Here is an 18,707-nt window from a genome sequence, read left to right as displayed (position 1 = left end):
TTGTCAGTGGTCATTTGTCAATAGTCATTAGTCAGTTGTCATTGGTGATTAGTCATTTGTCAATAATCAATGGTATTGGATGATGTTCTTAGCATTCATTGCTCGTTGGTATAGTATCAATTTGATTGGTCCAATGACTAATGACCAATGCCAAATGAGCACCGCACAATAATTTTACAATTGCGCAGTTATTAGATAGTACATAAGTTTTTATCAGCATGAAAACACTGTCGTTCAATAGGTTTGTGCACGAGTTGTTAAAAAAGTCAGGGCTTGAGGTTCTGGTCAACTGGTTCAACCGTTAATAGCAATTGAGATATTAACAAGCATTTACTTAACTTTAATTTCATAACAACTGACCGACGATGAAATTAAAGTACCTGAGTGTAGCACTCCCTGTAGTGTTATGCACCCATACGGCCACATTTGCTCAAAATGGCGGCAATGATCAACCACAAAAATTTATTGATACTCAAAATATGGACACCGCCGTTAAACCCGGTGACGACTTTTTTGAATATGCCAATGGTGGCTGGGTAAAAAACAATGCAATCCCTGCCAAGCAAACCCGCTGGGGCAGTTTTATTATGCTGAGGCAGGAAAGCACCGATAAGCTGATCAGTATATTAGATGAGGTAAGCAAAGCGCCCGATAATCCCAAAGGCAGCGTAAAGCAACGCACCGGCGATTTATATGCCAGTGCTATGGATAGCATCGACATTGAAAAAAGGGGTTATACCCCCATTAAAACCGACCTGAAACGTATTGATAAAATTGCCTCGATACAAGGCGTGGTGAACGAGCTGGTTTATCAGCGTGTAAACGGTGTAGGCAGTCCGCTGTTCGGCTTTGGCGTAGGGCAGGATTCAAAGAATCCAACAAAATACATTGTTAGCCTTAGCCAGGGCGGCACCACCTTGCCTGATCGTGATTATTACCTGAAAAGTGATGCCCGCAGTCAAAAAATTCAGGATGCTTACAAAAAATACGTCATTCAGTTATTTACCCTGACCGGTACGCCTGCTGATGTTGCCGAAAATAACGCGGCCATCATCTGGCAAGCCGAAAAAACATTGGCCAACGCCCAGCTAACCCGCGTGGCCATGCGCGACCCGAACGCTACTTACCATAAATTTACGGTAGCGGCCTTCAGCAAAACCACACCAAATCTTAACTGGGCGGAGTTATTGCCCAAGCTTAAAACTCCGGGCCAGGATTCAATGCTGGTATCAAACCCGGCATTCATGAAAACGGTTGACTCCTTACTAACCGCTACGCCGATTGCCGATATGAAGGTGTACCTGAAATGGAACATTTTAAAAGGCGCGGCAGGCTCATTAAGCGCACCGTTTGTAAAGGCCAGCTTTGATTTTAACAGCGTACTTACCGGCCAAAAAGTACAGGCTCCGCGCAGAGAGCGCATGTCGGCCCTGGTTGATGGCAGTTTGGGGGAGTTGTTAGGTCAGCTTTATGTGGCCAAATACTTTCCGGCCGCGGCAAAGGAGTATATGGAAAAGCTGGTGAACAACCTTAAAGTCGCTTACGCAGAACACATCAAAAACCTGGAGTGGATGAGCGACGAAACCAAGGCGCGTGCCCTTAAAAAGCTAAACGCCTTTACGGTTAAAATTGGTTACCCGGATAAATGGCAAACGTATGATGGCCTGAACATCAGCCGTAATGATTACGCCGGAAACCTGCGCAATATTTCGGTATGGCGATATAATTATATGGTTACCAGGCTGGGCAAACCGGTTGACAAAACCCGTTGGGGCATGACACCGCCGACCGTTAACGCTTACTATAACTCGGTAAATAACGAGATCGTTTTCCCGGCGGGGATACTGCGCTTTCCGTTTTTTGATTTTAAGGCTGATGATGCCATTAACTATGGTGGTATAGGCGCGGTTATCGGGCACGAGATCACCCACGGGTTTGACGATCAGGGCCGTAAGTATGATGCCGACGGTACCCTGCGCGACTGGTGGACAGCAGCAGATGCCGAAAAATTCAAACAACGCAGCGACAAGGTGGTGGAGCAGTACAACGCGCTTACCGTATTAGATACCATGCATGTAAACGGCCGTTTAACGCTCGGCGAGAACTTGGCCGATTTAGGCGGACTAAGCATTGCTTACGATGCCTGGAAGAAAACCAAGCAGGGCCAGGGCGGCGAAAAGATTGATGGCTTTACGCCCGATCAGCGTTTCTTCCTGTCGTGGGCGCAGGTATGGCGCAGCAAGCAGTTAGCTGAAACCGCCGCGCAACGCATCCTTACCGATCCGCACTCGCCGGAGGAGCACCGTACCAACGCCCCTTTAACCAATATTGATGCCTGGTACAAAGCGTTCAACGTTCAACCCGGCGATAAGATGTATAAAAAGCCTGAAGACAGGGCGAAGATCTGGTAACCCACCCAACCTTCCCAAAGGGAGGGCTTAAAAAGAAAAGAAAGTCCTCCCCATTGGGGAGGATTTAGGAGGGGAGTAGCCCGGCAGCACAAATGTTGCCAGGCTTTTTTTATGATTAGCTATTGATTTGTAAAACTTGACCATACCCTTCAAGGTATATGTTTTATTATTCGGCAAAACCTATCTTTGCGCCGACTATGTTCATCAATCAATTTTATGACAAGGGCCTGGCCCACGCCTCTTATGGCATTATTCGCGCCGGCAAAATGGTGGTTATTGATCCCACCCGCAACCCGCAGCAATATTATGATCTGGCCACATTGCATGAGGCCGAAATAGTAGGGGTGATTGAAACCCACCTCCATGCCGATTTTGTGAGCTCGCACCTGGAGATACACCAAGCCACCGGTGCCACGGTTTACATCAGCAAACTGGCCGGTGCCGAGTACCCGCACGAAACTTTTGATGATGGGGATGTAATTGATCTGGCGGATATAAAACTCGAAGCCATCAACACACCCGGCCACTCGCCCGATTCCATTTGTGTATTGGTAGAGGATGAAAACGGCAGAGATACCGCCATATTTACCGGCGACACCCTGTTTGTAGGCGATGTTGGTCGCCCTGATCTGCGCGAGAGTGCAGGCAATATCACCGCTAAAAAGGAAGAACTGGCGCGCCAGATGTATCATACCACCCGCCATAAACTGATGACGTTGCGTAAGGATGTGATCGTTTACCCGGCGCATGGCCCCGGCTCGTTATGCGGTAAAAACATGAGTGCCGATTTGCAGAGTACCATCGGTCGCGAAGTGCGTGAGAACTATGCCCTGAAACTCATGGATGAGGCGGATTTTGTGAAGCTTTTAATAGCCGATCAGCCTTTTGTGCCCAAATACTTCGGGTATGATGTGGAAACCAACAAAACGGGTGCCCCTGCATATCAACAGTCTGTTGATGCTGTTAAAATAGTGGAAAGTATAAGCGCTGAAAAGGATGCGCTGATTATAGATAGCCGCCCTGCGGAGCAATTTAAAAACGGGCATTTACCCGGTGCCATTAACTTGCAGGACGGCGAAAAGTTTGAAACCTGGCTGGGCTCCATTGTAGCGCCGGATGAGCAGTTTTATTTGATTGCCGCAAGCGAACATTGTATTAATGAAGCTGTTGCCAAGGCTGCCAAAATAGGCTACGAAAAAAATATCATCGCCGCATCAACCGCGTTAAAAGGCGACTTGTTAAAGGACAGTGTTTTTAATGATGACCTGGTAGCCAACCAAAACAACTACACCATTGTTGATGTGCGCAATACCGGCGAAACAGCCAAAGGCAAGGTGTTCAACAACGCTATCAACATCCCGCTGCCCGAACTGCGCGAACGCGTGAATGAGATACCAACCGGCAAACCCATAGCGGTACATTGCGCGGCAGGCTACCGCTCCGCCGCGGCAAGCAGCATTATTGAGGCCGCTGTAACTAATGTGCCGGTGTTTGATTATGGGGAGAGGATAAAAGAGGTAATGGTTGCTGATTCATAATTTTATACTTTAACTTATGGAATACGATTGCGATCATCAACCTTTAGATACAGAACTAATACGGCACAATATTGAAAAATATGGCTGTCATGTTACTATGGTGCAGGCTGATAATTATTTGCCTGGGTTTGCTTATTCCATAGGTTTATATAAGAATTATGGGCACCCGGAAATTATCTGCTTTGGGCTAAAACTTGAATTAATGCATGAGCTGACCAATGAGGCTTGTAGTCTAATACAGAAAGGAAACCGGTTAGAAGCAGGGAGATTCTACGATGAATTTCTGGATAATTACCGGGTAACTTTTATTGATGTTGCTAAAGAACACTATAACGATTATTTAGGCATCGCGCTAAATTATTATGGTAAAGGAGTCGATTTTCAAGTATTACAGCTTATTTGGCCTGATAAGCAGAATAATTTCCCCTGGGACAATGATTTTAACAAAGATTGGGCATTTGTTCAACCATTGTTAGACCGAAACACGGATTTTAAATTTTACGAAAATCGAAATACAGCAACTTTTACTACTCAACATGTTTTAGATGGAGAGCCAATACTGTATGTGTATCATGATACAGATGGAGATTGGCAGTTTCATTCATGCGATGATCCAAGCATAGATGATAGTAAAATAGTAAGTCTTGAAGAAATTGTAAAATCAGATCCTTCTATTAATAGTGTTTATCATCTGCAATATGGTTGGAGTGCGTGGCGCAGTTCGAAAGCAGAAGAATGGCAATATGCACCCCGTGAAGATGCTGACGAATAATTGTCAACCATGAATCAAGAACTTCAAATAGTTACCACTGCCGATGGTTCCAAAACTATCTATAACCCGGCTGTGGGCGAAAATTACCACTCCAAACATGGCGCTTTGCAGGAGAGTCAGCATGTTTTTTTGAACTCCGGACTGCGGTATTTTCTGGCAGGCGAAGATGTAAAAGAGGTATCCGTGCTTGAAGTAGGATTTGGTACGGGATTGAATTTTTTACTGACTGCAGATTTTTGCTCAGCCCGGCAGATCAAGCTAAATTATACCGGCATTGAGGCTTACCCGCTTACACAAGAGTTGCTGGAGCAAACTGGCTATTATGCTTATTGTTCGCCTGCGTTATGGCGGCAGTTTACCGGCGCTTACGCCAATGCCTTAACCGCCGAAGTTAAGCTGAATGAATATTGCAATCTCGAAATAGCCCATACCAAGCTGCTTGAATTTACATCCCCAAAAGAATTTGATGTGATCTACTTTGATGCCTTCGCCGCCATCCATCAACCCGAAATGTGGGATGATACGGCCATTGCCCATACCCTGCAATTCCTGAAACCCGGCGGAGTATTTGTTACCTACGCCATTACCGGTAATTTGAAACGCAGCATCAAAGCACTCGGTTTAAAGGTTGAAAAAGGTCCCGGAGCACCGGGTAAGCGGGAGATGCTAAGGGCGTTAAAGATGAAATTCTAAATGCTAAATCCTAATTATTAAAATCTAAATCCTAAACTCTAAACACTAAATTCGAAATTGAACTTTAGAAATCCGAAATCAAAACCACTCCGAACTCCGAAATAACGCCTACCTTTGCCCAAAACATCGTATTATGCCTTTAATTCCGCCTGTTACCGGCGCTACGCCAACTGTTGCTTTTGAACGTTTGTTGAAGATCATGGATGATCTGCGGGAAAATTGTCCGTGGGATAAGAAGCAAACCATCGAGAGCATCAGGCACCTCACCATTGAGGAAACTTATGAGCTTTCGGATGCCATTTTAAGCGGCGATTTGCAGGAGGTAAAAAAGGAACTGGGCGACATTATGCTGCACCTGGTTTTCTATTCGCGCATCGCGTCCGAAACCAACGATTTTAATATTACCGATGTGCTGAACAGCATCAGCGATAAGCTTATTAACCGTCACCCGCATATTTATGGCGATGTGGAGGCTGAGGACGAAGCCGCGGTTAAGCGTAACTGGGAGCAGATCAAGCTAAAGGAAGGTAATAAATCGGTTTTGGGCGGTGTACCCGCATCGCTGCCAGCATTGGTAAAGGCATCACGTATACAGGAAAAAGCCCGCGGTGTCGGGTTCGACTGGGAGGACAAAAGCCAGGTTTGGGAAAAAGTAGAGGAGGAGTTACGCGAATTTAAGCAGGAATTTAACCCGGAAGATCACCGCGACTTTGATCACGAAAAAGCCGAGGGAGAATTTGGCGATGTGCTGTTTTCACTCATTAATTACGCCCGCTTTATCAATATCAATCCCGAGGATGCCCTCGAAAAAACCAATCGTAAATTTATTAAGCGCTTTCAGTACCTCGAAACTAAAGCTAACGAGCAGGGCAAAAAACTACAGGACATGACCCTGGCCGAAATGGATGTGTTTTGGAATGAGGCGAAAAAGTTGTAAAAATTATTTAACCCCGTTGTATCGTTTTACTTTAAGCTGCCGTAATGGTAAAAAAGCTTAAGGAAAATGAAAAGAAAACTGACTAATGTGATGGCCGTAGGCGCCTTGCTTATTGGTGTGTTAAGCACCGGATGTTTAAAAAACAACGACAACAATGTTACCCCGCTTGCTGATTTAACCGGAACTTTTAAAGGTTCTTTCTACAAACTGAAAAAGAAAAGTACAGGTACCGGTTTTGATACCGCGAAAAAAATTCCGATCACGTTACGTTTAAAAGCCGATAGTGGTTATACATTGCGTACAGACAGTACCAAAGTGCACAAAAACAGCAACGGTAATTTCGCGTACGATTATTCGGCCATCAGGTTTACTGACAAAACGTATAGTGATACCTCAAAAAGCAACCACCTGGTTGGTATTTATGCCTATTACTATAATGGTACCATATTTCAGGTAGCACGCGGCTCAACGCCTGATACTACCCGCTGGATTTATGATTTGAGGAAAACGGCTAATTAATTGTGTCATTAGTTACCTTTACCATCCCCCAAAGGGAGTATAACACAACTAATCAGTCTGAGTATTTAATGCATGTAACCAAGGGCATTACTGAGAGCGAGCTCATCAGTCAATGTAAAAAAGGCAGCTTACGTTACCAGGAAGTGCTTTACAAGCAGTTCTATGGCTATGCTATGGGTGTTAGCCTGCGTTACAGCATTAACCGCGATGATGCTTTGGAGGTGGTAAATGATGCTTTTATAAAAGTTTTTAACGCTATACATACTTATAACGAGGATAAGCCATTTAAGGCCTGGCTGCGAACGGTGGTAGTTAATACCGCTATCGATCAGCGGCGCAAGGGTTTAAAGTTTATGGCCAATACGGATATTGATGAAGTACCCGCTATTGGCCAGGGCGCTACGGTGATCGGTAAAATGAACGCGCAGGATATTTTAAAGCTGCTAAATCTTTTACCCGAGATACAAAGCACCATTTTTAATTTGTATGAGATAGACGGTTATAACCATGACGAGATCGGCAAGATGTTAGATATACCGGTTAGCTCTTCACGGGTTTACCTGAGCAGGGCGAAGGAGAAGCTGAGAAAAATTTTAAGTACGGAGGAGCAAAGCTTATGAAAGAAGAGCTTGAAAACGACTTAAAAAACCGCATCAGCGAGGTTTTTGATAATTACGAAGACCCGGGAGCTGATGCCGGCTGGTTGCTGCTCAGAGAGCGGTTACCGGCGCAGGCACGTAGCCGTGGGGTAGTAAAGTTATGGTGGCTTTCTGCTGCCGCCATAATACTCCTGTGCCTTGGCCTTGGCTTATGGATCAGGTTTGATAAAGCTGAAAAGAATGATCAGATAACCGCTGCCAAACCGGTAAAGAAAACACAGCCTGAAACACCGGAGAAGCAGGATAACGCGCCTGCCGCGGTAGATACTAATAACGATAAAAATACAGTTACTAACGAGGAACAAATTGCCGATAACTATGCTGACAATAGTTTAAATACTAAGGCACCGGCAACCACGGATAGGTACCAGTCAACAGAACAAGCTGTAACTGCGGCACAACGCGGAGCTGCTGAAAACAACGGTGTGGCCACAAGCCGCATCGCATCAACTGTTAATAGGGGGAAAAAAGACAGTGTGATCAGTACTCCGCGTTCGCAGGCGGCTAACGAGCAATACATGGCTACCAATATACCTGCCGAAAAACCAAATACAGCAGTAGCTGAAGCTCAGGCTGATGTAAAGCAATCTGCCGTAACGCCCAAAAAATCCATCGATGCCATGTTTGATGCTGATTATGCCAAAAACACGGGTAAAAAGCAGGAGAGTGGAAACAACAAGGCCGTACATTTTGGTGTGTATGCCGCTACCTATGTTAACTACGCCAAAGGCAGTGATAACCGGGTAAATGTAGGGGCGGGTGTATCGTCGGATTTCAGGCTATCTAAAAACCTGAAACTCTCAACCGGTATCTCCATAGCCCAAAACTCCTTCAATTACAATGTTAATAATACCACGCAGATTTCTGCCGTAGCTTATGATGCTTCAACGGTAGCCAACGCAATAAAGGCTACGGATGAAAAGGGATTTAATACCTCGATAGCCGCGCCTGAACTGCAAAATTACAACGCTAACCTGGTAGGTCTTGATGTGCCTGTGAATTTGAAATATGAGTTTAACCCGGATAAGAGTGATACTTATATATCGGCCGGTTTAAGTTCAGGTGCCTTTCTTAATCAAAATTATAATTACAGGTATAACTATTCTTCACTATCCGGCAGGGATAGCCGTGTGGTTGACGAAAAGATTGAGCAGGGTGTAGGTAACTTTTACTTTGCCAAAACGCTTAACGTGGCTTTTGGTATCGGCTATCCGCTGGGTAAAAGTAACCGGTTGGTGATCGAACCATTTGTTAAATACCCGTTAGATGGCTTGGGTGCCCAGCAGATTAAATTCGGTGCAGGCGGTATCAACCTAAAGCTGAACTTTCAAACCAGGAAGAGATAGATCAAATAACTTATAAACAACAAAGCAGAAGTAACTATGCGCATACGCATAGTCACTTCTGCTTTGTTTCTTTTTTACAGATAGGGTTCGGGTCAAAAACTTCCTAAAACTATCTGTAATATATTCAATTGCAAATACTCACTTGTGGGTAAATGAACGGTTACGGTACCAAAAACTGCATCAATCCCGGTTTTACAGATAGGGTAAGGTTAGCAGGGTGCTGGTAATCTATCAGTTCATCATCGGCATGCAGATCAACACCCATCCATTTCAGGGCGATGCTTTTGCCGCTGTAGGTTTGGTACGGAAAAGGCGGGCAGTCATTACCATCTATCAGGTGCTGTAGATAATCGGCAAACTGGCGGCGTTGCTTTTCGGGCAGTAAAACCAGTTCAAGCGTACCATCACCCGGTTCAGCATCCGGTGCCAGGTGCAGGTTAGGGCCTATCGAGCAAATATTTAGGGCTTCGACCAGCAGGTAACAGCCGCTTATGGTTTGGTTATCAATATTGATAATACATTCGCGGCCTTCGTATTTCAGCACAATATCTTTCAGCACTTCCAGCGCTTTCCTGATTTCTTTTTCGGGCGTGTCCAGTTTCTTTTTGTCAACCAGTTTCATATCCTTCATCAACTGGGGGAATATGCCGTAACCAAACCCTTCCAAAAACAGCACCTGCTGCTCAAGCCCGCTCACATAGGTAACATCAAAAGGTACCGTATTTTTGTTATGCCATGATTGTACGATGTCCTCAACAGCACCGTCGATCTTTAATGTTTTGGCTATGTTGTTGGCGGTACCAAAAGGCAGTAAGCCAATCAGGTAAGGGCAGTGCATATCTGTTTTCAGGATGGCTTTAGCAGCTCTTCGTACAGTGCCGTCGCCCCCCACGATAACCACCATATCCGTATCTGATGATACCTCTTCCCAGCCTTCTTCTTTAATGGATGAGTAATCGGTATCAAAACCTTGGCTGGCTATAAGCTCAATTAATTTCTCTTTAGAGTGGTCTTTATCACCCGCCCTTGGGTTGTGCAGTAACTTGGCTTTTGGCATTGGTAAGTATGTTTAAAGTACAATCAAATCAAACATACTTTTTGTTTTATGGTTGAAATAATAAACCAACTGTTAAATGTTATGAGGATATTGATCACCAACGATGATGGAATATATAGCCCCGGCATTGCCGCCTTGGCACAAATAGCGCGTAAGTTTGGCGAGGTTAGGGTAGTTGCGCCGGATGTGGAGCAATCATCAATGGGGCACGCGGTTACGCATTCGCGCCCGTTGAGTTATAAAAAATCGCCTATTGAGTTTCCTGGTATTGAGGCCTACCGCGTAAACGGTACCCCTGCTGATTGCGTGGCATTGGGCACGCACCTGTGGAGTAAAACGGATGTGGTACTGTCAGGCATTAATATGGGCCCTAACCTGGGTAATTCCATGTGGCATTCAGGTACGCTGGCTGCTGCCAAGCAAGCTGTGTTATTTGGTATAAAAGGCATAGCACTGAGCACGCCGGTAGGTAATACCGAGCCCGATTTTAAGGCGCTTGAGCCTTTTGTAGAAAAGGTGCTGACCTCGTTATTGCAGGATAACAAGCTGGCTTTGTATAATGTGAATTTCCCCGAGCACCCTACAGATATTACCTGGACAAGGCAGTCGGTACGACTATATGACGGAACGGTAATACCCGGCACCGACCCGATGGGGCGTAAGCACTACTGGTTTACCGTAACCCCGCTTGAGCCTGCCGACGAGGGCACCGACCGTTGGGCAGTTGAAAACAACCTGGTATCAATCACCCCGCTAAGGCTCGACCTGACCAACGAGGCCGAACTCAAGCAAATGATACAAACGCAGCCGGTAGGCTTATAAAACAACAAAGGGGAGCACTGTGCTCCCCTTTGTTGTTTTATAGTGGGTTGTTTTACAATGCCTGTTCCAAACGCCCGGCTTTATAAGCGGCCATCAGCTTGTTCATATCATCGCGCAGCAACACATAATTATCATCATTATCAGCATAATCAAGCAGCAGCTTTAATGCGCCTATGGATATTTTGCGGTCGTCCTCAATATCGGGGTTTTGGAGTTGATATTTGGTAAGCGCGGCCATGTACAGGTCGGTTAAGTCTTTATCATCCTCAAAATTGGCTATAATATCCTCGTCTAAAATAAACTCAAAGTTTGGCGTTTCTTCCATCCACTTATTCAAAAAGCTCATGGCGCGCAGGCGGGCAGGGTCGTCCTTTATGGCCGGAACTTTGAACAGGTATTCGGCAACAGGCAGGGCTATGGAGTCGGCATCGATCGCGCCTTCTTCGGTTTCCAGATCATACCTGTCAAACCTTGGCAGCGTTTGCGAAAATGATGGTAGTACTACTGCGCTGGTTAACAGTAGCATAAGCAGTAATTTTTTCATCCTGATAAATTTATATCTGTTAAACAAACGGGCGGATATTAGGTTTAAATATAATAAATTTTAAGATCCTTAAAAAGGCCGCTTCAATACACTATGTTAATGAGTTGGATATTATTTACCTAAAGCCTATATTTGATAGTTAACAAGTAATGAATTTTTCACAAAAAAACCGTGCTAAATGCATTTAAATATTGAAACGTTGTACAGGCTTTAGATTTAAAAAAGCGTTTTTTTAATTTCAAAGTGTTCGTTTTACAATAAGTTAATTATACATTTACCGGAATTTCTAATCAATAAAAAACAATTATGATCATTATTGCCGATGGCGGCTCAACTAAAACTAACTGGTGCCTGGTAAATGAGGAAGGCAAAAAAGTATACTTTAATACTGAAGGTTATAACCCTTACTTTGTAAGCAAGGAATACGTTATTAAATCGTTACAGGAAAACCTGCCTACCGACCTGGAGATCGACAAGATCAGCGAGGTTAACTACTACGGCGCGGGTTGCTCAACGGATGAAAAGCGTAACCAGATAAAAGAGTCGATGCAGGTGGTGTTCACAGCCGCTAAAGTAAATATTGGTCATGATCTGCTGGCTGCGGCACGTGCGCTGCTCGGCAATACCGAAGGCTTTGCCGCTATTTTAGGTACCGGTATGAATACCTGTACTTATGATGGCAAAAACATTCTGCAAAATATTGATTCAGGCGCTTACATTTTAGGTGATGAAGGCAGCGGCTGCCACATTGGTAAAAAATTACTGGTTGATTACCTGCGTGGGTACATGCCTGAGGCTGTGCGCAAACTGTTTTGGGAAACCTTTAAACTTACACCTGATGATGTAAACGAGCAGGTTTATACCAAACCATTAGCTAACCGTTTTTGCGCGAGCTTTAGTAAGTTTGTGTATGATAACAACGTACATCTGGAATACTCACGTAACCTGGTGCGTTCATCATTTGTTGATTTCTTTAAAAACGTAGTTACCAAATATCCCGATTATCAAAAATACACTTTCAACTGTATCGGTTCGGTAGGTTATAACTTCCGCAACGTGTTGGAAGAAGTAGTTACCGAGAATGACATGACGGTAGGTAAGATCATCCGCTCACCTATAGATGACCTGGTGAAATACCACCTTGAGCTTGCGCCAAGCCAGTTATAATCAGGCTAAAGCATATAAAACAAACAGCCCCTGTTTCAATTGAAGCAGGGGCTGTTTGTTTATGTTAAAAATATACTTTCTATTCAGATACGGCGGCGGCAGGCAGAGCCTCCATGTTCAAATCGTTCTGGAATATCTTGTTGTATTTACGGCGATCGAACTTATATAATTTGGCGGCACGATATGATACCCCTTTTTGTTTCTCGCTCAGTTCCTTTAAAAAGCCGTAGCTCAGCATTTTTTTGCGGAAGTTACGCTTATCCAGCTTTTTGTTCAGGATGATCTCGTACAGTGATTGCAGTTGTGTAAGCGTAAATTTTTCGGGCAGCAGGTCAAATGCTATTGGCTGATAATTTAACCGTTTCCTGATCTTGCTGAAAGCGCTCCTGAAGATCTCGCTATGGTCAAACGCCAGTTTAGGCATCTCGTTAACCGGTATCCAGAATGCTTTACGCGCGTATTGGGTGATAGGGGTAAGCTCCTTTTGCCCGCTGATGCGGATCAGCGCGAAGTAAGCCACCGTTATAACACGCCCCTGCGGGTGGCGGTTAACCTCGCCAAAGGTATGTAACTGTTTTATAGGCATATTGCGCAGGCCCGTAAGCTCATACAATATACGTTTCGCGCCATCATCAATGCTCTCGTTCTGCTCAACAAAGTTACCGGGCAGGGCATACCAGTCTTTAAAAGGTTCCTCGTTACGCTCTATCAGTAATATCTTCAACTCGCCGGCCTCAAAGCCAAAAATCACACAGTCAATAGAAAATACGGAGTCGAATTTAGGTAGTACAGTTTCCAAAATATCAGTTTATAACAATAGGATAAAGATATGCGTTAATAATAAACAAAAAAATAAAAATAAATTTAATGGTGTAAATTGCACACAGTATCTTCGTAGCGTAATTTCGATACCAAATAAACGCAAATGCAAAAACTTTCAAAGATAGCTGTTTTAACTTCCGGAGGTGATGCCCCCGGAATGAACCCCTGTATAAGGGCGGTTGTTAGAACAGCCTTATATAATGGTTTACAGGTGGTTGGCGTTAGGCAGGGTTACCAGGGCCTTATCGACAATAACATGTACGACATGAACAACCGCTCGGTAAGTAACATACTTAACCTGGGTGGTACCATCTTAAAAACCGCGCGTTGCCTGGCTTTTCGTAACGAGGAAGGGATGGAACTGGCTTACAAAAATTTAAAGTCCAGGGGTATTGATGGCTTAGTGGTTATAGGCGGTGACGGTACCTTTACCGGCGCGCTGCGTTTTTCGCAAAAATATCCGGATATCTCGGTGATCGGTGTTCCGGGTACTATTGATAATGACCTTTACGGTTCAACTTATACCCTGGGTTTTGATACCGCTACCAATACCGTTATTGAAGCTATTGATAAGATACGTGATACCGCCGACGCGCATGACCGTTTATTCTTTATCGAGGTAATGGGCCGCGATTCGGGTGCTATAGCGCTGCGCGCGGGTATCTCATGCGGTGCGGAAGCTATTTTGCTGCCTGAAAAGGAAACCGCTATTGAGGAGCTTATTGTTAGCCTGAAGGCAGGGCATTACAACAAAAAATCATCAAGTATTGTAATTGTTGCCGAGGGCGATAAGCATGGCGGCGTTTATGATATTGCCAAGGCCGTTGAAAAGGAAGTTAAAAATTACGATATAAAAGTAACCATATTAGGCCACCTGCAGCGTGGCGGCAGCCCAAGCAGTTTCGACCGTATTTTGGGCAGCCGTTTAGGTTTCGCGGCGGTAAACGCCATGGTAGCCGGGCAAACACAAAAAATGGTAGGCTTACAGGCCAATCACATTGTACTAACCTCGCTTGAGGAAGCGCTAAACCAGCACGAGTTTAAACTGGAGGAGGATTTGATGCAGATGATGGAAATTCTCTCGATCTAATTAATGGTAGCAGTTATTTATAGCGGATCTCATTATGCACACTGGCGCCTTGCCGATAAGGGGCGTACTGTGGCATCATTTAAAACCACCGGTATAAATCCTTACCTTAATGATGAGAAGCACATCATCCACGTATTTAATAAAAACATAAACCTGATACACCATGCCGAGGAGATCAGGAAGATATACTTTTTCGGGCCGGGCCTTTCATCGCCCGAAATGAAGGAAATTATTCGTAATGCTTTCAATGCTTTTTTTAAATTTGCCAAAATAACAGTAGGGCATGACATTGATGCAGTTGCCCTGGCCGCCTGCAAAGGCGAGCAAGGCATAGTTTGCATTTGCGGCAGTGGCACCAACGCCGCCTGGTATGACGGGCGCAAGATAAAAACCAACAATTTTGGCCTTGGTTATATACTTGCCGACGAAGGATCAGGCAATTGGCTGGGCAGGCAACTGCTAAAAGCATTTATAAGCAAGGCATTGCCGGATGGTTTATGTGCGAAGTTTACAAAAAAGTATAACTATGACCGTAATGCCATTTTAGACAAAGTGTACCGCCAAAAGCAAACGGCACTGTTTTTGAGCTCTTTTAATGACTTCTTTATTGATAACAAGGACGATCAATATATCAGCAGCCTGTTAACTGCAGGTTTTGAAAAAATGGTGAACACGTACTTAGTACCCTTACATCAGCAATACCCGGAAGCACCGGTACATTTTTCAGGATCAGTAGCTATGCACTTTCAGGACGTATTGCAACCTATAACTGCCAATGCCGGTATAAGCGTAAGCAGCATTGTCAGGTCACCCATAAATAATTTATTAACGTATTACGCAAACAAAAATTAAACAATATGAAAATAGGAATTAATGGTTTTGGCCGTATTGGCCGCCTTGCTTTCAGAGCCGCTGTTGAACGCCCGGAAATTGAAGTTGTAGGCATCAATGACCTTGTTGAGCCTGATTACATGGCTTACATGTTAAAATACGACTCAACTCACGGTAAATTTAACGGTACGGTTACTGTTGAAGGTGGTAACCTTGTGGTTAACGGCAAAACCATCCGTGTAACTGCTGAGAAAGATCCGGCTAACCTTAAATGGGGTGATGTTGGTGCCGAGGTGATCATCGAATCAACCGGTTTATTCTTAACTCAGGAGACTGCTCAAAAACACATTGACGCAGGTGCCAAAAAAGTTGTGATGAGCGCCCCTGCAAAGGATGATACCCCTACATTTGTAATGGGTGTTAACCACAAGCAATTAAAAGCTGATCAACACATCGTATCAAACGCATCATGTACTACCAACTGTTTAGCGCCTATCGCTAAAGTATTGAATGATAAATTCGGTATCGAAGAAGGTTTGATGAGCACTATCCACGCAGTAACTGCTACTCAAAAAACTGTTGATGGTCCGTCTGCAAAAGACTGGAGAGGTGGCCGTGGTGCTTACCAAAATATTATCCCTTCATCAACCGGTGCTGCTAAAGCAGTAGGTTTAGTATTGCCTGAGCTGAAAGGTAAATTAACAGGTATGTCATTCCGTGTTCCGGTTGCTGACGTATCAGTAGTTGATTTAACCGTACGCCTTAAAACAGCAACTTCATACGAGGCTGTTAAAGCTGCCATGAAAGAAGCATCAGAAGGTGAATTAAAAGGCATCCTGGGTTATACTGAAGACGAAGTGGTATCAGAAGATTTTAAAGGTGATGCACGTACTTCAATATTTGACGCTAAAGCCGGTATCGCGCTGAATGATAACTTTGTTAAAGTTGTTTCTTGGTACGATAACGAGTGGGGTTACTCAAACAAACTGATTGACCTGGTACAAGAGTTAGGCAAATTATAATAGCCAAACCCTTTTATATAGCAAAGCCGGCCCTTAAAGCCGGCTTTGTTTGTTTATATGCATCATATAAATTTTTTCAGTGTAGCGTTTGGGTGTTTAATACCGTAACAACTATACAAATCAAACCATTATCCTATATGAGAAAATTTATCTTAATCTTTATCGCCATAGGTTTGTTTGCCTGTAAAAAGGAGGAGACATATGGCCCGCTAAAATTAAAGAATGGCCAGGAAGTTGAACTGCTGGTTGATCACCGTTATGGCGCGGATCAGGATTTGTTGTTAACTGCAAGTACTAAAAAACCCACTGAAGCCTATTTGTACGGATTTGAAGGACGCGAACCGGGATACAATTACAAGGTTAAGGCCAGGTTTCATTACGAGGAAAATCCGCCTGCTGATGGCTCATCTTTCTGGTATGATTTTGTTAAGGTAGAAAGCAAGGAGCAGTATAAAGGCAGCGAGCCCTTTACCGTACAAATGATAGTTTCCTATGTTCCCGGAGGACCGGTGATTACGCTGAATAAGGTGGATAACGATTATTATTACATCGCTGAAAAAATAAAGTTAACCTATTTGGATGATTCGGTAAAAGATCAGCTTGAGGAGATATGGGCCAACGCGCAGGATATGCGGAATAACTGGCAAACGGTACACGAACCTAAATGGAAGGCAATTCAGGCCACAGTAGTACATGATCCGCAGCAGTTTGGTAAAGCTTACCTTGTTAAGTCGATACAGTTTACCCCTTAACGGGTAAGGTTATTACAGGTAAAGCTGCAACGAATCATAAGCCAGTTCAATACCCTCCGGTAACTCCTGCGATATGATGTGATGCTTGCCCAAGCGATGGCTGATGTGGGTAAAATAGGTTTTTTCGGCACCGATAGTTTGGGCAAAGGCTACAGCCTCATTAAGCGTAAAATGTGATATGTGCGATTGCCTTTGCAGCGCGTTTATCACCAACGTTTTAGTGCCTTTTATTTTCTCCACTTCCTCAGGGGCGATGGTTTTGGCATCGGTAATGTAAGTAAAGTCGCCTATGCGGAAACCTAATACCGGCAGCTTGTAATGTAAAACTTCGATAGGGGTAAAAGCAACGCTGCCAATATTAAAATCAGCATCCTTGCTTATGGTATGCAGGTTTACCTGCGGAATGCCCGGATAGCCAGCATTATCGAAAATATAAATGAATTCACGTTTCAGGGCTTGCTGCACACGCTCAACAGCATATACATCCGTAGGGGTTTGCTGTAGGTAATTAAAAGCGCGTACATCGTCAAGCCCCGCCACATGATCCTTGTGTTCATGGGTAAATACAATGGCATCTAAATGCTGCACATCGGCACGCAGCATCTGGTAACGAAAGTCTGGGCCTGAATCGATTACGATGGTTTTGCCCTCGGTCTCGATCAGTATCGAGCTGCGCAGGCGCTTATCATGCGGATCATGCGATTTACATACCTCGCAATGGCAGGCAATAACAGGTACACCCTGCGAAGTTCCGGTTCCTAAAAAAGTAATGGTCACAGTTGCAGGTTGGTTTGTTTAAGCTGGTGTAAAAAAGCGATCTGCTTATCGTCCAGTTGTTTATGGTCTATCTCTAACTCGCGCAGCAACTCCACTAACGATTGTATGCGGCTCTCCAGGTTCGAGAAACGGTTCACCACGATCATTTTACTGCTTTGCAGCATGCATGCCCCGGTTTTAAAGTTACCCTTGTCATACCGCACCCTGTAACCGCTGGTTTTAAGCAGCAGCTCCAGTTTTTCGAGCGTATGGGTGGTTAATGGCAGCATGGCAAATAAGCGTATCCTTCAAAAGTAATAAAGAATGATTAAGGATGATATGTTTGCTGAAAAGTTTTCGTTTGTATGATAAAAGTGCATTTTTACTGTCCGGATAAATCATTCTGTAAGCCATGCGTATAAACATTCTGGGTGCCTCGGGCTCGGGGGTAACCACACTGGGGCAGGCCCTGGCCAATAAAACGGGCTATGCCTATGTTGACAGCGACTTTTACTATTGGGATAATACCACCAAGGCTGATCCGTTTACAATAAAGCGCCCGTTGGAGCATCGAAACCGGTTAATGCTGGACGAATTGCGCAGCCACGGCAACTGGATATTAGGCGGCCCCGTAATGGGCTGGAAGTTTACCGAAGAGCTTACCTTTGATTTAGTTGTTTTTTTGCATCTGCCACCAAGCATACGAATGACGCGCCTAAAAAAACGCGAATTTGAACGCTATGGCGATATTATATATACCGATGCGTCACGCAACCGGCAGTTTGTTGAGTTTATGAACTGGGCTGCCGGGTATGATGATAATACCGCGCCCGGCAGCCGCACGCTTCAAATTCAGCAAAACTGGCTGCAAACATTGAGCTGCCCCGTACTGCGAATCACAGGCGATACTACGGTTGATGACCGTGTAACCCGGGTTTTAAAAATGATGCAGCAGTTGAATGCCTAAAC

20 protein-coding genes are annotated in these 18,707 nt (G+C 44.5%); 15 read left to right on the top strand and 5 right to left on the bottom strand.

Translation table 11 applies throughout. The features are described from left to right. Positions 1 to 365: 365 nt before the first annotated feature. The 8 genes from AC3WJC_RS11975 to AC3WJC_RS11940 all read left to right on the top strand — a co-directional run bounded on the left by AC3WJC_RS11975 (position 366) and on the right by AC3WJC_RS11940 (position 8,875). On the top strand, positions 366 to 2,411 hold the full coding sequence (locus AC3WJC_RS11975) for a M13 family metallopeptidase (RefSeq protein ID WP_492399345.1): 2,046 nt from the start codon (positions 366 to 368) through the stop codon (positions 2,409 to 2,411). Positions 2,412 to 2,608: 197 nt separating this feature from the next. After that, entirely contained in the window at positions 2,609 to 3,949 is a 1,341-nt protein-coding gene (locus tag AC3WJC_RS11970) for a rhodanese-like domain-containing protein (RefSeq protein ID WP_492399344.1), read from the top strand. Between the two features lie 16 nt (positions 3,950 to 3,965). Beyond that, positions 3,966 to 4,721: a DUF4262 domain-containing protein gene (locus AC3WJC_RS11965; RefSeq protein WP_492399343.1), complete on the top strand. Its 756-nt coding sequence runs from the start codon at positions 3,966 to 3,968 to the stop codon at positions 4,719 to 4,721. A 9-nt stretch (positions 4,722 to 4,730) separates the two neighbouring features. After that, positions 4,731 to 5,414, top strand: coding sequence for a tRNA (5-methylaminomethyl-2-thiouridine)(34)-methyltransferase MnmC2 (gene mnmC2, locus AC3WJC_RS11960; RefSeq protein WP_492399342.1), 684 nt, complete (start codon positions 4,731 to 4,733; stop codon positions 5,412 to 5,414). Positions 5,415 to 5,547: 133 nt separating this feature from the next. Beyond that, entirely contained in the window at positions 5,548 to 6,351 is an 804-nt protein-coding gene (mazG, locus tag AC3WJC_RS11955) for a nucleoside triphosphate pyrophosphohydrolase (RefSeq protein ID WP_492399341.1), read from the top strand. A gap of 66 nt (positions 6,352 to 6,417) precedes the next feature. Further along, complete coding sequence (locus AC3WJC_RS11950) at positions 6,418 to 6,870, top strand: hypothetical protein (RefSeq protein WP_492399340.1); 453 nt, start codon at positions 6,418 to 6,420, stop codon at positions 6,868 to 6,870. 2 nt (positions 6,871 to 6,872) lie between these two features. Further along, a complete protein-coding gene (locus tag AC3WJC_RS11945; protein WP_492399339.1) occupies positions 6,873 to 7,490 on the top strand; it encodes an RNA polymerase sigma factor in 618 nt (205 codons plus the stop codon). After that, positions 7,487 to 8,875: a hypothetical protein gene (locus tag AC3WJC_RS11940; protein ID WP_492399338.1), complete on the top strand. Its 1,389-nt coding sequence runs from the start codon at positions 7,487 to 7,489 to the stop codon at positions 8,873 to 8,875. The genes AC3WJC_RS11945 and AC3WJC_RS11940 overlap by 4 nt, the downstream gene beginning before the upstream one ends. A gap of 160 nt (positions 8,876 to 9,035) precedes the next feature. Here the strand turns inward: AC3WJC_RS11940 and AC3WJC_RS11935 are convergent, their stop codons facing one another. Then, positions 9,036 to 9,932, bottom strand: coding sequence for a diacylglycerol/lipid kinase family protein (locus AC3WJC_RS11935; protein ID WP_492399337.1), 897 nt, complete (start codon positions 9,930 to 9,932; stop codon positions 9,036 to 9,038). An 81-nt stretch (positions 9,933 to 10,013) separates the two neighbouring features. Between AC3WJC_RS11935 and surE the strand changes: the two genes are divergently transcribed. Continuing rightward, positions 10,014 to 10,754, top strand: a complete 741-nt coding sequence (gene surE, locus AC3WJC_RS11930) for a 5'/3'-nucleotidase SurE (RefSeq protein ID WP_492399336.1) — start codon at positions 10,014 to 10,016, stop codon at positions 10,752 to 10,754. 52 nt (positions 10,755 to 10,806) lie between these two features. On the opposite strand, the gene AC3WJC_RS11925 is transcribed toward surE, so the two are convergent. Beyond that, complete coding sequence (locus tag AC3WJC_RS11925) at positions 10,807 to 11,298, bottom strand: hypothetical protein (RefSeq protein ID WP_492399335.1); 492 nt, start codon at positions 11,296 to 11,298, stop codon at positions 10,807 to 10,809. Positions 11,299 to 11,604: 306 nt separating this feature from the next. Between AC3WJC_RS11925 and AC3WJC_RS11920 the strand changes: the two genes are divergently transcribed. Then, positions 11,605 to 12,465, top strand: coding sequence for an N-acetylglucosamine kinase (locus AC3WJC_RS11920; protein ID WP_492399334.1), 861 nt, complete (start codon positions 11,605 to 11,607; stop codon positions 12,463 to 12,465). Between the two features lie 79 nt (positions 12,466 to 12,544). Here the strand turns inward: AC3WJC_RS11920 and AC3WJC_RS11915 are convergent, their stop codons facing one another. Then, positions 12,545 to 13,264, bottom strand: coding sequence for an NUDIX hydrolase (locus tag AC3WJC_RS11915; RefSeq protein WP_492399333.1), 720 nt, complete (start codon positions 13,262 to 13,264; stop codon positions 12,545 to 12,547). 126 nt (positions 13,265 to 13,390) lie between these two features. Between AC3WJC_RS11915 and pfkA the strand changes: the two genes are divergently transcribed. From pfkA to AC3WJC_RS11895, 4 genes are all read left to right on the top strand, one after another. Then, positions 13,391 to 14,377, top strand: coding sequence for a 6-phosphofructokinase (gene pfkA, locus AC3WJC_RS11910; protein ID WP_492399332.1), 987 nt, complete (start codon positions 13,391 to 13,393; stop codon positions 14,375 to 14,377). A gap of 3 nt (positions 14,378 to 14,380) precedes the next feature. Beyond that, positions 14,381 to 15,229: a hypothetical protein gene (locus AC3WJC_RS11905; protein WP_492399331.1), complete on the top strand. Its 849-nt coding sequence runs from the start codon at positions 14,381 to 14,383 to the stop codon at positions 15,227 to 15,229. 5 nt (positions 15,230 to 15,234) lie between these two features. Next, positions 15,235 to 16,230, top strand: coding sequence for a type I glyceraldehyde-3-phosphate dehydrogenase (gap, locus tag AC3WJC_RS11900; RefSeq protein ID WP_492399330.1), 996 nt, complete (start codon positions 15,235 to 15,237; stop codon positions 16,228 to 16,230). A 137-nt stretch (positions 16,231 to 16,367) separates the two neighbouring features. Continuing rightward, positions 16,368 to 16,982 (top strand): hypothetical protein, encoded by a 615-nt coding sequence (locus AC3WJC_RS11895; RefSeq protein ID WP_492399329.1) that lies wholly within the window; start codon positions 16,368 to 16,370, stop codon positions 16,980 to 16,982. Positions 16,983 to 16,994: 12 nt separating this feature from the next. On the opposite strand, the gene AC3WJC_RS11890 is transcribed toward AC3WJC_RS11895, so the two are convergent. Both AC3WJC_RS11890 and AC3WJC_RS11885 read right to left on the bottom strand, forming a co-directional pair. Then, positions 16,995 to 17,759, bottom strand: a complete 765-nt coding sequence (locus AC3WJC_RS11890) for an MBL fold metallo-hydrolase (RefSeq protein ID WP_492399328.1) — start codon at positions 17,757 to 17,759, stop codon at positions 16,995 to 16,997. Next, positions 17,756 to 18,028, bottom strand: coding sequence for a hypothetical protein (locus tag AC3WJC_RS11885; protein WP_492399327.1), 273 nt, complete (start codon positions 18,026 to 18,028; stop codon positions 17,756 to 17,758). The genes AC3WJC_RS11890 and AC3WJC_RS11885 overlap by 4 nt, the downstream gene beginning before the upstream one ends. Before the next feature lie 122 nt (positions 18,029 to 18,150). Between AC3WJC_RS11885 and AC3WJC_RS11880 the strand changes: the two genes are divergently transcribed. Continuing rightward, positions 18,151 to 18,705: an AAA family ATPase gene (locus tag AC3WJC_RS11880; protein WP_492399326.1), complete on the top strand. Its 555-nt coding sequence runs from the start codon at positions 18,151 to 18,153 to the stop codon at positions 18,703 to 18,705. Positions 18,706 to 18,707 lie beyond the last annotated feature (2 nt).

The sequence above is a fragment of the Mucilaginibacter sp. FW306-07-L genome (assembly GCF_058782065.1).
This window is presented reverse-complemented; position numbering and strand designations above follow the sequence as displayed.

Bases quoted from the DNA above. Each gene is read 5' to 3' on its own strand.
- mnmC2 (WP_492399342.1), top strand. From the start codon at position 4,731: ATGAATCAAGAACTTCAAATAGTTACCACTGCCGATGGTTCCAAAACT.
- gap (WP_492399330.1), top strand. From the start codon at position 15,235: ATGAAAATAGGAATTAATGGTTTTGGCCGTATTGGCCGCCTTGCTTTC.
- AC3WJC_RS11880 (WP_492399326.1), top strand. From the start codon at position 18,151: ATGCGTATAAACATTCTGGGTGCCTCGGGCTCGGGGGTAACCACACTG.
- surE (WP_492399336.1), top strand. From the start codon at position 10,014: ATGAGGATATTGATCACCAACGATGATGGAATATATAGCCCCGGCATT.
- mazG (WP_492399341.1), top strand. From the start codon at position 5,548: ATGCCTTTAATTCCGCCTGTTACCGGCGCTACGCCAACTGTTGCTTTT.
- AC3WJC_RS11895 (WP_492399329.1), top strand. From the start codon at position 16,368: ATGAGAAAATTTATCTTAATCTTTATCGCCATAGGTTTGTTTGCCTGT.
- AC3WJC_RS11970 (WP_492399344.1), top strand. From the start codon at position 2,609: ATGTTCATCAATCAATTTTATGACAAGGGCCTGGCCCACGCCTCTTAT.
- AC3WJC_RS11950 (WP_492399340.1), top strand. From the start codon at position 6,418: ATGAAAAGAAAACTGACTAATGTGATGGCCGTAGGCGCCTTGCTTATT.
- pfkA (WP_492399332.1), top strand. From the start codon at position 13,391: ATGCAAAAACTTTCAAAGATAGCTGTTTTAACTTCCGGAGGTGATGCC.
- AC3WJC_RS11965 (WP_492399343.1), top strand. From the start codon at position 3,966: ATGGAATACGATTGCGATCATCAACCTTTAGATACAGAACTAATACGG.
- AC3WJC_RS11920 (WP_492399334.1), top strand. From the start codon at position 11,605: ATGATCATTATTGCCGATGGCGGCTCAACTAAAACTAACTGGTGCCTG.
- AC3WJC_RS11935 (WP_492399337.1), bottom strand. From the start codon at position 9,932: ATGCCAAAAGCCAAGTTACTGCACAACCCAAGGGCGGGTGATAAAGAC.
- AC3WJC_RS11905 (WP_492399331.1), top strand. From the start codon at position 14,381: ATGGTAGCAGTTATTTATAGCGGATCTCATTATGCACACTGGCGCCTT.
- AC3WJC_RS11885 (WP_492399327.1), bottom strand. From the start codon at position 18,028: ATGCTGCCATTAACCACCCATACGCTCGAAAAACTGGAGCTGCTGCTT.
- AC3WJC_RS11940 (WP_492399338.1), top strand. From the start codon at position 7,487: ATGAAAGAAGAGCTTGAAAACGACTTAAAAAACCGCATCAGCGAGGTT.
- AC3WJC_RS11925 (WP_492399335.1), bottom strand. From the start codon at position 11,298: ATGAAAAAATTACTGCTTATGCTACTGTTAACCAGCGCAGTAGTACTA.
- AC3WJC_RS11975 (WP_492399345.1), top strand. From the start codon at position 366: ATGAAATTAAAGTACCTGAGTGTAGCACTCCCTGTAGTGTTATGCACC.